Below are 13,510 nucleotides of genomic sequence, written 5' to 3'. Positions count from 1 at the left end.
TCGGACGGGCAGGTAAGGCCGACGATGCGTTACAAAGCCAGGCACTGCGCTTAGACTTGAGTCGGGTTTGTTTTCCTGGGGCAAGTCCACCAATTCGGGAGAGAGTTTTCATGAAGCTAGTCACTGCCATCATCAAGCCGTTCAAACTGGACGACGTGCGCGAGTCGCTGTCCGAGATCGGCGTGCAGGGCATTACCGTTACTGAGGTCAAAGGCTTCGGTCGGCAGAAGGGTCACACCGAGCTGTATCGCGGCGCGGAGTACGTGGTCGATTTTCTGCCCAAGGTGAAGATCGATGTCGCCATTGACGACAAGGATCTGGACCGGGTTATCGAGGCGATAACCAAGGCCGCCAACACCGGCAAGATCGGTGACGGCAAGATCTTCGTGGTCAATCTGGAACAGGCGATTCGCATCCGTACCGGCGAAACCGATACCGACGCAATCTAAGCCGCCACAAACCCAACGCCCCAGGAGAAAACAATATGACTCTGCGTAAAATCGCAGGGCTAGGAGCCCTGTTGTCCCTCGTAATGCCCGGCCTGGCCATGGCGGCAGACGAGGTGGCGGCCCCAGTCCTCAATTCCGGCGATACCGCCTGGATGATGACCTCGACAGCCCTTGTGCTGTTCATGACCATTCCCGGCCTCGCGCTGTTCTACGGCGGCATGGTTCGCTCGAAAAACATTCTTTCCGTGATGATGCAGTGCTTCGCCATTACCGGTCTGATCAGCATTCTGTGGGTCATTTATGGCTACAGCATTGCGTTCGACACCACCGGCATGGAGCAGGGCGTCGTCAACTTCAACTCGTTCTTCGGCGGCATGGGCAAGGCGTTCCTCGCCGGTGTCACGCCTTCGAGCCTGACCGGTCCCGCGGCGCTGTTCCCCGAGGCGGTCTTCATCACCTTCCAGATGACTTTCGCCATCATTACCCCAGCGTTGATCGTCGGTGCTTTCGCCGAGCGGATGAAGTTCTCCGCCATGCTGGTCTTCATGGGCATCTGGTTCACTCTGGTTTACGCACCGATCGCGCACATGGTCTGGTCCGGTAACGGCGGCCTGATGTGGGACTGGGGCGTGCTCGACTTCGCCGGCGGCACCGTGGTGCACATCAACGCTGGTGTGGCCGGTCTGATTGCCTGCCTGGTATTGGGCAAGCGTAAAGGCTTCCCGACCACCCCGATGGCCCCGCATAACCTTGGCTACACCCTGATGGGCGCCGCGATGCTGTGGATCGGCTGGTTCGGCTTCAACGCCGGTTCCGCTGCTGCCGCCAACGGCACTGCCGGCATGGCGATGCTGGTCACCCAGATCGCTACCGCTGCTGCGGCGCTGGGCTGGATGTTTGCCGAGTGGATTACTCACGGCAAGCCAAGCGCACTGGGTATCGCTTCGGGTGTTGTGGCCGGTCTGGTTGCAATCACTCCGGCGGCAGGCACCGTGGGCCCGATGGGCGCCTTGGTGATCGGTCTGGCGGCGGGTGTGGTGTGCTTCTTCTGCGCCACTACCCTTAAACGTAAACTCGGTTATGACGACTCCCTGGACGCCTTCGGCGTGCACGGTATCGGCGGTATCCTCGGCGCGATCCTGACCGGTGTGTTCGCGGCACCGGCCCTCGGTGGCTTCGGCACCGTCACCGACATCGGTGCACAAGTCTGGATTCAGTGCAAAGGCGTGGGCTTCACGGTGATCTACACCGCGATCGTCACCTTCATCATCCTCAAGGTCCTGGATGTCGTGATGGGGCTGCGTGTTACCGAGGAAGAAGAAGCTGTCGGCATCGATCTGGCGCTTCACAACGAACGCGGCTACAACTTGTAAGCACGCGCATGAAAAATTTGCCCGGCTTGCCGGGCATTTTTTTGTCCGGGATTTGTCAGTGAAGGAAGGGCTGAAAGGTTTTTTCATACACGTTCAGTCGCGTTTATGACGGGCGTTTTTCTGCGGCCAATGGCTTACACGATTGAAGGAATATTAGGGCCTTTGTTTTTTTCCAGAGCGCGCTAGAATGCGCCCCGAACGTGCGGAGAACAGTATGTGGCAACAGACTCTGATCACCTTGCGAGCACGGCCCCGAGGCTTTCATCTGGTAACGGACGAATTACTCGCCGGCTTGCCTGAACTCAAGGCGTATCGAGTCGGTCTGTTGCATTTGTGGTTACAGCATACCTCGGCGTCGTTGACCATCAACGAGAACGCCGATCCGGCGGTACGTCGCGACTTCGAACGATTTTTCAATCGTCTGATCCCACAAGGAACAGACGGCTATGAGCATAACGACGAAGGCCTGGACGACCTCCCGGCGCACTTCAAGGCCAGCGTACTTGGCTGTCAGCTCAGTTTGCCGATCTCGGCGGGCCGACTGGCGTTGGGGACCTGGCAAGGTGTTTATCTGGGCGAGCACCGTGATCATGGCGGTGCCCGTAAAGTCCTCGCCACCGTGCACGGTGAAGGGGCATAAAACCGCTGGTTACCAGCGGTGGTTGATTTTTTTCCGGCAGCCGTCGACAGACGGCAAAGCTGGGCTATAACTAATCTGCTTTTCGCAAGTCATGAGGTAGAACATGAGCGACGATGATCTGGAAAACGACGACCTCGAAGTAGGCGACGACGAAACCGAAGAAGGCCTTGAAGCGGCGGCAGAAGACGTCGCTGAAGACGACGGTGGTGATGTGCCCGTTCCGACTGCCAAAGGCAAGGCCAAGGCTGCGGTATCGGTCGATGAGCTGCCGAGCGTCGAAGCCAAGAACAAGGAACGCGATGCCCTGGCCAAGGCCATGGAAGAGTTTCTGGCACGGGGCGGCAAGGTGCAGGAAGTGGAGGCCAATGTGGTCGCCGATCCTCCCAAGAAGCCTGATAACAAGTACGGCAGCCGGCCTATCTAAGCGCCTGCTTCTTGCTTGCTGAAAAAGCCCGCCGTCGCTGCGGGCTTTTTCATGGGTGAGGATAAGTGGGCCGAAGGCGATCTCGAAGACGCTACGAAACCGAATTCCACCGCGCCAACAACCCCGGCAATTCGTTCAGGCTACGAATCTCGGCATCCGGCGCCTTCTCCGCTTCCCACACTTTGCCCGCCGGGTTAAACCAGATTGCCCGCAACCCCGCCTGCTGGGCGCCGGCAATGTCATCGCCAGGATGGTCGCCGATATGCACCGCTGTTTCGGCGGTCGCGCCGCCCCGCTGCAGTGCTTCATGAAACAGTCGCGCATCCGGTTTGGCGATGCCGATGTCTTCGGCGCACAGGGCAAACTTGAAGTAGTCCGCCAACCCCAGTCGGCGCACATCGGCGTTGCCGTTGGTAACCACGCCAAGCGCATAGTGATTGGCCAGAATTTCCAGGGTCGGTTGCACCTCCGGGAAGATCTCCAGCTGATGCCGCGCATGCAGAAACACTTCGAAACCCTGATCGGCCAGGTTAGATGCGTCGGTATGCCCGTAACCGGCTTCTTCCAGCGCATGGAACAACACCCGCCGACGTAAGGCACTGATGCGGTGCTTGAGGCTCGGTTCGTTGCTCAGCACTCGTTCGCGAATCGACCACAGGTGTTCCACCGGCACCGCGCCCAGGTTCGGCGTGTGCTCGGTCAGCCATTCACGCAATATGGCTTCGGCGCTGGCAATCACTGGGGCGGTGTCCCACAGGGTGTCGTCGAGGTCGAAAGTGATCAATTGGATGGTCATGAATCATCGCCTTTAATGCGTTTGGCCCGTGGATGGGCACTGTCGTAGACCGTCGCCAGGTGCTGGAAGTCCAGGTGGGTATAGATCTGGGTGGTCTTGATGTCCGAGTGGCCGAGCAGTTCCTGTACCGCCCGCAAGTCCTGGGAGGACTCCAGCAAATGGCTGGCGAAGGAGTGTCGCAACATGTGTGGGTGCAGGTTCTGCCCCAGCTCGCGTTCGCCAGCGGCCTTGACCCGCACCTGAATTGCCCGGGGGCCAAGACGCCGGCCTTGCTGGCTGACAAACACCGCGTCGTCCGCCGGGTTGGTCATGGCTCGTAGCGGCAGCCACAATTCCAGCGCTTCGCGAGCCTTTTTGCCCACTGGCAACAGGCGGGTTTTACTGCCCTTACCCAGCACCTGAACCATACCGTCAGCCAGATCCAGCTGATCAAGATTGAGCCCCGTCAATTCAGAAAGGCGCAGGCCGGAGGAATAGAACAACTCCAGAATCGCCTGATCCCGACGCGCCAGAAAGTCATCCTCAACCGCGCCCTCCAGCAGTTGTAGCGCGCGGTCGGTGTCGAGGGTCTTCGGCAGGCGGCGTTCGCCCTTGGGCGGTGCCAGGCCATTGGCCGGGTCGTGATCGCACAGGCCTTCGCGGTTCAGATAGTGATAGAGCCCGCGCACTGCGGAGAGCAGCCGCGCCAGGCTGCGGGACGATTGACCTTGGGAATGCAGGCGAGCGATCAGGCTGCGCAGGCGCTGGATGTCCAGCGCGGCCCAGCTGTCGATGTTCTGTTTGGTGCACCAGCCCAGCACTTTGTCGAGGTCGCGGCGGTAGGCGTACAGCGTGTGCGGCGACACCTGCCGCTCACTGCGCAGGTGTTCGCAGTAAGCGTCCAGTTGTCGTTCCATGGTCAGCGTACCGAGCGCAGGGAGCTGTTGACCCGTGGCAGCACGCGGCCCATGACTTCGGCGATGTAGCTGAGGAACAACGTGCCCACCGAACTCTTGTAGTGCTGCGGATCGCGGCTGGCGATGGCCAGAACACCATGGATGCCCTGGTAGCTGATGGCGACGACGGCGGTGGAGCCGATCTGCTTGCGCTGTTCTTCGCCGAACAGGAAGTCCAGTTCGTGCTCACGCAGGCTGCCGCTGACGCTTTTGTCTTCCGAGAGCAAGCCGCCGATGGCTGTTTGCGCGTCGGCATGCGTCACCCAGCGGCCCACCGGCATCGGGTTGTCGCCCAGCAGGATCAGGCTGACGAAGGGCACCTGGAAGTCCTGGCGAAGACTGTCTTCAACGCTGATCACCACATCTTCCAGGCTGGTGGCGTCCATCAGCGTGAGAATCAGGCGGCGGGTCTTGTCGAAGAGTCGATCGTTGTCCCGGGCCACGTCCATCAAGTGCGAGAGACGATGACGCAACTCGATGTTGCGGTCGCGCAGAATCGTCATCTGACGTTCGACCAGCGAAATGGTGTCGCCGCGCTGGTGCGGGATACGCAGGGCCGGGAGCAGTTCTTCGTGCTCGATGAAGAAATCCGGATGAGCCTCCAGGTACGCGGCAATCGCCGCCGCCTCAAGGCTTTCGGAAGGGGATTCGTCGGGCTGTAGGGCGGGAACCTGGGGCTTGTCGGTCATGGATTTGGCTCACTCAAAGACGCACTTGTCCTTCGTATACGCGCACTGCCGGGCCGGTCATCATGACCGGTTGGCCAGGGCCTGCCCATTCAATGGACAGACGCCCGCCAGGCAGGTCGATCAATAGCGGCGAATCCATCCACCCCTGGCTGATCGCAGCCACTGCAGCTGCGCAAGCGCCGGTACCGCAGGCCTGGGTTTCCCCGGCGCCACGTTCCCAGACGCGCAACTGCGCGCGGTTCCGGTCGATGACCTGGAGAAAACCGACATTGACTCGCGCCGGGAAGCGCGGGTGATGTTCGATTTTCGGCCCCAGTTCATGTACCGGTGCGTTGTTGATGTCGCTGACCCGCAACACGGCATGGGGGTTGCCCATGGACACTGCGGCCAGTTCGACCGTGGTGCCGTCGACGTCGACCTGATAGCTCAGGGCCTGGCTCGGGGCTTCGAATGGAATCTCGGCCGGCACCAGGCGCGGGGCGCCCATGTTGACGCTGATCTGACCATCGTTGCGGATGTCCAGTTCGATGATGCCGCTTTTGGTCTCGACGCGAATCTGCCGCTTGGCGGTCAGGCGCTTGTCGAGCACGAAGCGGGCGAAGCAGCGCGCACCGTTGCCGCACTGTTCCACTTCGGAGCCGTCGGAGTTGAAGATCCGGTAGCGGAAGTCCACGTCCGGGTTACTCGGCGCCTCGACGATCAGCAACTGGTCGAACCCGATGCCGGTGTGCCGATCGCCCCATTGCTTGGCATGCTTGGGCAGGATGTGCGCGTGCTGGCTGACCAGGTCGAGAACCATGAAGTCGTTGCCCAGGCCGTGCATCTTGGTAAAACGCAGCAGCATGGGTTTACTCCGGCAGCAGGCTTTCGCCAGCAAACAACTCGGCTACCGTCTCACGGCGACGCACTTCAAATGCCTGATCACCGTCCACCAACACTTCAGCGGCACGGCCGCGGGTGTTGTAGTTGGAACTCATGACAAACCCATAGGCACCGGCCGAATGCACGGCCAGCAGGTCGCCTTCTTCCAGGGCCAGTTGACGATCCTTGGCCAGGAAGTCACCGGTTTCGCAGATCGGGCCGACGATGTCGTAGGCGCGAGCGTCGCTGTTGCGCGGGCGCACGGCGGTGACGTCCATCCAGGCTTGATACAGCGCCGGGCGGATCAGGTCGTTCATGGCCGCGTCGACGATGGCGAAGTCTTTGTGTTCGGTGTGCTTGAGGTACTCGACCTGGGTCAGCAGCACGCCGGCGTTGGCGACGACGAAACGACCCGGCTCGAATACCAACGCCAGGTCACGACCGTCGAGACGCTCGCGCACGGCCTTGATGTAGTCGGCAGCCAATGGCGGCTCTTCATCGCGATAACGCACGCCCAAACCACCACCGAGATCGATGTGGCGCAGGTAGATGCCGCAATCGCCGAGGCGGTCGACCAGGCCCAGCAGGCGGTCGAGGGCGTCGATGAATGGCGGCAGGGTGGTCAGTTGCGAACCGATGTGGCAATCGACGCCGACGACTTCCAGGTTAGGCAGTTGCGCGGCGCGGACGTACACGTCTTCGGCGTCGGCGATGGCGATGCCGAACTTGTTCTCTTTGAGACCGGTGGAGATGTACGGGTGCGTGCCAGCATCGACGTCCGGGTTCACGCGCAACGAGATCGGCGCGCGAACGCCCAGCTCGGCGGCGACCACTTGCAGGCGTTCGAGCTCATCGGTGGACTCGACGTTAAAGCAATGCACGCCGACTTCCAGCGCCCGACGCATGTCGTCACGGGTCTTGCCGACACCGGAGAACACGATCTTGTCAGCCGTGCCGCCAGCGGCCAGTACGCGCTCCAGCTCGCCACGGGAAACGATGTCGAAACCGGCGCCCAAACGCGCCAGGACATTCAGCACGCCCAGGTTGGAGTTGGCCTTGACCGCAAAGCACACCAGGTGTGGCATGCCGGCCAGCGCATCGGCGAAAGCCAGGTACTGGGCTTCGATGTGGGCACGGGAGTAGACGTAAGTCGGTGTACCAAAGCGTTCGGCGATGGCGGACAGGGCAACACCTTCCGCGAACAGCTCACCGTCACGGTAGTTAAAAGCGTCCATAGCGTTCCCTTAGTAGACGTCGTGCTTGTGTGCTTTCGACGGAGTCTGCTGCGACGATTTGGCTTGCTCTGCAGGGTCCTGATTTTCATCGGGCAGGTACAGCGGGCCTTTTTGACCACAGGCCGATACAAGGCAGGCGACCGCGACGAGCGCAGCAAGGGAAGAGATCAGGCGCTTCATGGCGAAATCCTTGAAAATGCGTTAATTGCGCCGGAGTATACCGGCCACCCGGCAGCTTGCCTATGCGACGCACCTCCCGTCCGGCGGGGCTTGGCCGGATGTGCGTCGGTTTAATGCAAGCCCGCTCCCACAGATCGGCGCTTGGACGTTATCCTTTGCAATCACCGGGGCTCGGCCGTATCTTGCGGCGCTTGAGCGTGAGTAGACACTTTTTGAGGTTCCCGCAATGAGTTTGACCGAAGCCCGTTTCCACGACCTGGTCGATGCCACCCAGCAGACGCTGGAGGATATTTTTGACGAGAGTGGCCTGGATATCGATCTGGAGAGCTCGGCCGGTGTGCTCACCGTCAAGTTCGAAAACGGCAGCCAATTGATCTTCAGTCGTCAGGAACCGCTGCGTCAGCTGTGGCTGGCGGCCGTGTCGGGTGGCTTCCACTTTGATTACGACGCAGAAAGCGAGCGCTGGATGTGTGACAAAAGTGAAGAGCAGCTCGGTGAGATGCTTGAGCGCATCGTCAAGCAGCAGGCCGACGTCGAACTCGACTTCGAAGGTCTGTGAGAACGTGACCCAGCCTGCGCCCGTTCGTCCGCCCAAACCGCTTTACAGCAATGTCAGCCCGGCGGTGCCTTCGCCGTGCAGCGGTGTGTGTTGGCTGGATGAACAGAAGGTTTGTCTGGGGTGTTTTCGGCATGTCGAAGATATTCGCGAATGGCGCTCGGCCGATGATGAGCGGCGGCGGGTGATTTGTGCGCAGGCCTCGAATCGTAAGGCCGCCGCCAGTTCACTGTAGGAGCGGAAAACCGTCCGCCGCCCCTCACTTGTATATTTATTGAGCTGTGATAGTGTCCAGAGACGCCTCAACCCATCGAGGCTCGTGAAAACCCCGCCTTTTTCTGGCGGGGTTTTGCTTTTTTCGTGCAGAAGAAAGGAGTCTGCCCTGATCATGACCGCACCTTCCATCACCCTTACCCGTCTGGACGTACAACGTCTGGAGCGCCTGATCGACAGCCTGGATGACACGCTGCCGGGCGTTATCGCGCTGCAAACCGAATTGGATCGCGCCGATACCCTGGTCGGTCACGAAGAGGTGCCAGCCGATGTCGTGACCATGAATTCCCGTGTGCATTGCCGTGAAGAGAGCAGCGGCAAGGACTATCACCTGACCTTGGTCTACCCCAAGGATGCCAACGCCGACGAAGGCAAGATTTCCATTCTGGCACCGGTCGGCAGCGCCCTGCTGGGTCTCAAGGTCGGTCAGCACATTGACTGGCCAGCGCCGGGTGGCAAAACCCTGAAACTGACCTTGCTGGCAGTCGAGTCGCAACCGGCCAATGGCGGCGACTTTCCGGAATAAAACCCTCAGACCTGCTCGAGCGCCTCGTTCAGTGCGCGTTCCAGGTCGGCCTTGTAGCGCAGATACAGCTGGCTTGAACCCTGACCATCACCGAGCAGGCCCGACAGGTCCAGGTCGGTGATGTAGCAGCGATAGCGTTCAGCTTCGCGGCGCTGCTCGACGATTTCCCCAGCGACCACACTGAACAGTTGGTCGCCATATTCCAGCTCCGAAAACTCCCGCTGATTGCAATACAACGTGACCTGCACCTGCCCTTGTGCGGCTTTGCCGACGATCGCCTGCACGTCATAGAACGGTTTGTTGACCGGCGTTTGCGGCTCCGACCGGGCTTCGACCCGACGTGCCCGTGCGGTACCTGAAGGCAACAACTGGTAATACAAAGTCTCCAGGCTCAGCGGCTGGGCGGCATCCATCGGCAGCAAGGCATCGCGTCGGTACTGGATCGATTGCAGGAAACGTTGCAGTGGCACCAACAGGCTTTGTTCATCGTGATAAGGCAAACGCTGCTGCCACAAGGCATTGAACTCATCCAGTACATACACATCGGCCTGGTATTCGTTGATCCGGTAGAACACCTGAACGCAGTCGGGTTGCCCCATGGGCAGGATCAGCGCCAGGTCGTGGTCTTCCAGTGCCGTCGGGTCCAGATGAAACGGGCTGTAGCTCTCCAGCTCTTCGCCGAGGTAGTCGAGCAGCGCCGGCAGGGTAGCAAGGGCGACATGATTGACCTGGCCCGGCACCAGCTCCAGTACGTGGTAATGCTGCTGGACCTGTATCAGGTAACGATGATTGAGTTTGCTCAGCAGCAGGTTCTGCGCGGTGTCGAGGATTTCTTCGACCCGCCGGGCAATGAATTGCGCGCGGTTGTGGCAGAAACAACGCACCCGCAGCTTGGGTTGTTGTGGTCCGTCCGGCAGGTTATTGAGGTAATCGCGCAGGCAGTCGAGCAGGGCGTGGGGGCCATCAAAACGGCTGACCAGCACTTCGTTCCAGCTATTGAGCGTGACCTGATCCAGGGTCAGCACCAGGTTTTCCCGCACGCCGGCGTAGCTCAGGGAATCGGTGCGCTCGGTGGTCATCAGGATGTTCAGGTCGCGATGGTGCTTGAGCGGATCGACGCCGACGTTCACCAGGATCAGTATTTCGCTCGGCACGCTGGCACGCAGCAAAGGCTCTTCGGCGACTGTGGCCAGGGGCAGGGTGATGCTTTGTTGCAGGCTGCCGAGCAGGTTGAACAGTTCGAATTCGCTCAAATCGCTGGTGCCGGGGTGCAGGGCCAGGCGGGTGCTACTGTCGATCACGCCGTTACGGTGGCACCAGGTGAGCAGCTCCAGTAACTGGCGGCTGCGCTTGATCGGCGCGAAATGTTCCCACTCATGGGCGGCCAGGCTGCCGTTGTACAAACCCCATTGGGTTTGCCCCGGTTCTTTCTTGTTGGGCGCCTGCACCAGCGTCAGAGTGTCTTCGGCCAGGTCGGGAGCGATGCCCGGGTTGATGAATTCGACCTTGTCGGCCTTGCGCTCGAAGGCCGCGTACAGCCGTCGGCCCAGTACATTGAGGTCGCGTTTGTTGATCAGGCTTACGGTCTGCTCGTTGCGGGCAAACTGCGTGAGGAAGCGGTAGCTGTAATTCAGCTCGCCAACCAGGGCTCGACGTTCGGCGCTGACCTGGCGGACTTTCCATTGGCTGCGGCTGTCGAGCAACGCGAGCTGGCGCTGATCCCAATGCCATTCGTGGGCCAGGCGTTCGAGCAACGAACGCTGCCAGCTCTGGGTACGACCGCTGCTGGCGGTGAGCTTGCGATTGACCTTCAAGTACAGCGCGCGGCGTACCAGCTCCAAACGTTCCGGTTCACCCCGGGCAGTGAGGTATTCCTCGATTCGCCGGTAAACCACGACGTATGGATCCAGTTCATCGAGGTCCAGTCGATTGGCAAACACCGCCTGCTTGAAGCGCAGGCTCAGGCAATGGACCTTGGGGTGTTCGCTGGCGTAAACCTCGGTCAGCAGCAGTTTGAGCACTGATTTGTACGGTGACTCGATGCCTTTGAACAACTGCCAGAGCCCGGCACCGATGAATTCCCCGGGCGGAATATAGGCCAGATGCCCCAAGTCCAGGGTTTCGTCGGCACGAATGAAACGCTTGGATAACAGCGTGTGGGTATAACGGTCGTATGCCGCCTCTTCATAAACCGGCACCAGCCACCAGACGGGTGTACGGCCGGCCAGCCAGATCGCGGTGCGGTAGAACTCGTCCAGCAGTAGGTAGTGCTGGGTGGTGCCGCAGTCTTCCGAACTCAGTTGGGTATCGCGCTCGCCGAGCACGAAGCGAGCAGGGTCGATCAGGAAGAAATGCGCCTCGGCACCCTGGCTGGCGGCCCATATCTCAAGCAACTGGCATTTCTTGCGCAGCTCTGTGAGCTCGCTTTCGCTCAAGTCCGGCCCGTGACAGACCCATACGTCCATGTCGCTCTGATCGGCTTGGGCCAAGGTGCCGAGGCTGCCCATCAGGAACAGGCCGTGAATCGGTCGCGGCGGATTGCTGCCGTGGCGCGGCTTGTAGGAAAACGAGCGCGTCAGGCGCTGGGCTTCGGCGAGGGCGTTGGCGTCAGGTTCGAAATTCGACAGCCCGGCCGGGGTGCTACCTGAAACATATCCAGGCAACAGCGGGTGATTGACGTGGAAAAACAGCGGCAACAGGGTCAGAACCGTTTGCTGGCGGGGCGACAACCCTTCCATGGCACGGGCCATCCGGCCCTCGTTGAGCTTCAGAAAGCGGGCGCGCAGCTGGCTGAGAACCTTGCGGTCGATTCCCTCGTCCAGATCGGGGCGGATTTCATGGGTGCGGGTCATGTCAGCTCAATCCGGCTCGCGGGGCTCGGACGTGGAGGGCTCGGGATGAGGGGCAGTTTAGCGCCTCGGCCCCGGGACTTTTCAGCGGATTTTGTATTTCTGGCGTCAGATTTCTATCACGCGGCGACAGCGGGCACCAAAGTGTGCCCGCGGAAATCCCGTGACAGAGGTTTCCGTGGGCGATGCGATGCGATGAGGCTCAGGCTGTTTCGCGCACGGACAGAATGGTTAGAACGGTTTGCACATTTTGTGCAGCGTCACGCCCCAGGCTGGTCAGGTAACCGCCATCGGGCTGGGTGATCAATTCTTTGTCGAACAGTCTTTGTGCGGCGGCAATGGCTTTCGGGGCAGCGGTCTGATGAATTTTCAAACCTTCCTGGGAACTGTCCAGGTTGAAGAGGGCGAGGATTTCCAGTTCGGCAACCAACTCAGGGGTAAGCGACATAAGGACTCCAGACTTTCTAGGAATTAGACGATAGCGCCCCTAAGGTGAACCCGTCGGTGAGGCATGTCCAGTGCTGGCAACAGGGTTTTTCACCCCGAGAGGCATTCCCCGAAGGGTGGTACGGAAAGCGGGGGTGGTTTCTGTAGGAGCGAGCGCGCTCCTACAGGGGGAGGGCGGGGTTATTGCTTTTCCGGCGGCAACTCTGGCAGTGCGCGCAGCGCCGTTTCATACCATTCGGTGTCGAATGCACGGTCCTCATCGAGCATGGCGTCGATCTCGTAGGCCAGCACATGGGCCATCAGGTTGAGGATTTCTTCACGTTCGTAACCCACCAGGGTCAGCTTGTTGAAGGTTGCCTTGGCCGCTGGCGGGTTGTCGCTTTCGATCTGGTTTTCGATTGCTTCGATCAGCGTCGTTTCGGCGAACTCTTCTTCGTCGTTGTCGATATCGTTTGGCTCGCTCATGGCAGGCTCCTCAAGGAAAGGCGGGCAGTTTACCTGCATTCAGCGCTGTGATGCTGCTGGCAAGAAGTGCCCGGGCGTTCTATAACTGGCGCTGCCAACCCCCTGCACGGCCTGGAGGCTATGTAATGCTCAAGCTTTATGGATTTTGCGTCAGCAACTATTACAACATGGTCAAGCTGGCGTTGCTGGAGAAGGGACTGCCGTTTGAAGAGGTGCCGTTTTACCCAGGCACTACCCCCGAGGCGCTAGCTATCAGCCCACGTGGAAAGGTTCCTGTGCTGGGCGTCGAACAAGGTTTCATCAATGAAACCAGCGTGATTCTCGAGTACATCGAGCAGAGCCAGAAAGGCACGCCGCTGCTGCCGAGCGAGCCTTTCGAGCGAGCGCAGGCGCTGGCTTTGGCCAAGGAAATCGAGTTGTACATCGAGCTGCCGGCGCGCGCCTGCTACCCCGCAGCGTTTTTCGGCATGTCCGTGCCGCAGGCTATCCAGGAAAAGACCAAGGCCGAGTTACTGCTGGGGTTTGCCTCTCTGGGCAGGCACGGCAAATTCGCTCCTTATGTGGCGGGTGACAGCCTGAGCGTGGCCGATCTGTATTTCCTCTACAGCGTGCCGATGGCCTGTGCCGTGGCGCAGAAGCTGTTCGATATTGATCTGCTGGCCGAGATGCCGGCGGCCAGGGCGCTGCTGGAGCGTCTGGAGCAGAATCCGCATGTGCAGCGGATCGCAAAGGACAAGGACGCGGCGATGCCAGCGTTTCTGCAGATGATCGCGTCCAAAAAGTAGACGTGTAACGATCTTGAGAATGCCTTC

The 13,510-nt window shown here is 60.2% G+C and carries 17 protein-coding genes; 8 read left to right on the top strand and 9 right to left on the bottom strand.

Features of this window, described 5'->3' with window-relative positions:
• Window positions 1-110: 110 nt before the first annotated feature.
• From glnK to sutA, 4 genes are all read left to right on the top strand, one after another.
• Complete coding sequence (gene glnK, locus PSH97_RS27230) at window positions 111-449, top strand: P-II family nitrogen regulator (RefSeq protein WP_002555808.1); 339 nt, start codon at window positions 111-113, stop codon at window positions 447-449.
• A gap of 35 nt (window positions 450-484) precedes the next feature.
• On the top strand, window positions 485-1,822 hold the full coding sequence (locus PSH97_RS27225; protein WP_305447392.1) for an ammonium transporter: 1,338 nt from the start codon (window positions 485-487) through the stop codon (window positions 1,820-1,822).
• Window positions 1,823-2,036: 214 nt separating this feature from the next.
• A complete protein-coding gene (locus PSH97_RS27220; RefSeq protein WP_305447391.1) occupies window positions 2,037-2,462 on the top strand; it encodes a secondary thiamine-phosphate synthase enzyme YjbQ in 426 nt (141 codons plus the stop codon).
• A gap of 103 nt (window positions 2,463-2,565) precedes the next feature.
• The gene (gene sutA, locus PSH97_RS27215; RefSeq protein ID WP_305447390.1) at window positions 2,566-2,886 is read left to right on the top strand and encodes a transcriptional regulator SutA; all 321 of its coding nucleotides are present in this window, start codon (window positions 2,566-2,568) and stop codon (window positions 2,884-2,886) included.
• Between the two features lie 91 nt (window positions 2,887-2,977).
• On the opposite strand, the gene PSH97_RS27210 is transcribed toward sutA, so the two are convergent.
• The 6 genes from PSH97_RS27210 to lptM are packed head-to-tail and all read right to left on the bottom strand — an operon-like array spanning window position 2,978 to window position 7,582.
• Complete coding sequence (locus PSH97_RS27210; RefSeq protein WP_305447389.1) at window positions 2,978-3,682, bottom strand: HAD family hydrolase; 705 nt, start codon at window positions 3,680-3,682, stop codon at window positions 2,978-2,980.
• Complete coding sequence (gene xerC / locus PSH97_RS27205; RefSeq protein ID WP_305447388.1) at window positions 3,679-4,578, bottom strand: tyrosine recombinase XerC; 900 nt, start codon at window positions 4,576-4,578, stop codon at window positions 3,679-3,681. The genes PSH97_RS27210 and xerC overlap by 4 nt, the downstream gene beginning before the upstream one ends.
• A 2-nt stretch (window positions 4,579-4,580) precedes the next feature.
• Window positions 4,581-5,306 (bottom strand): DUF484 family protein, encoded by a 726-nt coding sequence (locus tag PSH97_RS27200; protein WP_038980779.1) that lies wholly within the window; start codon window positions 5,304-5,306, stop codon window positions 4,581-4,583.
• 13 nt (window positions 5,307-5,319) lie between these two features.
• Window positions 5,320-6,150: a diaminopimelate epimerase gene (gene dapF, locus PSH97_RS27195; protein WP_305447387.1), complete on the bottom strand. Its 831-nt coding sequence runs from the start codon at window positions 6,148-6,150 to the stop codon at window positions 5,320-5,322.
• 4 nt (window positions 6,151-6,154) lie between these two features.
• Window positions 6,155-7,402 (bottom strand): diaminopimelate decarboxylase, encoded by a 1,248-nt coding sequence (gene lysA, locus PSH97_RS27190; RefSeq protein ID WP_305447386.1) that lies wholly within the window; start codon window positions 7,400-7,402, stop codon window positions 6,155-6,157.
• Window positions 7,403-7,411: 9 nt separating this feature from the next.
• Entirely contained in the window at window positions 7,412-7,582 is a 171-nt protein-coding gene (gene lptM, locus PSH97_RS27185; RefSeq protein WP_074871901.1) for an LPS translocon maturation chaperone LptM, read from the bottom strand.
• A 226-nt stretch (window positions 7,583-7,808) separates the two neighbouring features.
• Between lptM and cyaY the strand changes: the two genes are divergently transcribed.
• From cyaY to rnk, 3 genes are all read left to right on the top strand, one after another.
• Window positions 7,809-8,141, top strand: coding sequence for an iron donor protein CyaY (cyaY, locus tag PSH97_RS27180; RefSeq protein WP_305447385.1), 333 nt, complete (start codon window positions 7,809-7,811; stop codon window positions 8,139-8,141).
• Window positions 8,142-8,145: 4 nt separating this feature from the next.
• Window positions 8,146-8,373: a DUF1289 domain-containing protein gene (locus PSH97_RS27175; protein WP_305447384.1), complete on the top strand. Its 228-nt coding sequence runs from the start codon at window positions 8,146-8,148 to the stop codon at window positions 8,371-8,373.
• Between the two features lie 153 nt (window positions 8,374-8,526).
• Complete coding sequence (gene rnk, locus PSH97_RS27170) at window positions 8,527-8,937, top strand: nucleoside diphosphate kinase regulator (RefSeq protein WP_305447383.1); 411 nt, start codon at window positions 8,527-8,529, stop codon at window positions 8,935-8,937.
• A gap of 5 nt (window positions 8,938-8,942) precedes the next feature.
• Here the strand turns inward: rnk and PSH97_RS27165 are convergent, their stop codons facing one another.
• From PSH97_RS27165 to PSH97_RS27155, 3 genes are all read right to left on the bottom strand, one after another.
• Window positions 8,943-11,789, bottom strand: coding sequence for a class I adenylate cyclase (locus PSH97_RS27165; RefSeq protein WP_305447382.1), 2,847 nt, complete (start codon window positions 11,787-11,789; stop codon window positions 8,943-8,945).
• A gap of 199 nt (window positions 11,790-11,988) precedes the next feature.
• Window positions 11,989-12,234: a TIGR02647 family protein gene (locus tag PSH97_RS27160; RefSeq protein WP_007894898.1), complete on the bottom strand. Its 246-nt coding sequence runs from the start codon at window positions 12,232-12,234 to the stop codon at window positions 11,989-11,991.
• Window positions 12,235-12,413: 179 nt separating this feature from the next.
• Window positions 12,414-12,698: a hypothetical protein gene (locus PSH97_RS27155; RefSeq protein ID WP_018927538.1), complete on the bottom strand. Its 285-nt coding sequence runs from the start codon at window positions 12,696-12,698 to the stop codon at window positions 12,414-12,416.
• Window positions 12,699-12,823: 125 nt separating this feature from the next.
• Between PSH97_RS27155 and PSH97_RS27150 the strand changes: the two genes are divergently transcribed.
• Entirely contained in the window at window positions 12,824-13,483 is a 660-nt protein-coding gene (locus PSH97_RS27150) for a glutathione S-transferase family protein (RefSeq protein WP_305447381.1), read from the top strand.
• The last annotated feature ends 27 nt before the right edge of the window (window positions 13,484-13,510 follow it).

It is taken from the genome of Pseudomonas cucumis, from assembly GCF_030687935.1.
GTDB classification, from domain to species: domain Bacteria; phylum Pseudomonadota; class Gammaproteobacteria; order Pseudomonadales; family Pseudomonadaceae; genus Aquipseudomonas; species Aquipseudomonas cucumis.
The sequence above is the reverse complement of the archived record's forward strand: the minus strand, read 5'-3'. Positions and strand labels throughout refer to the sequence as shown.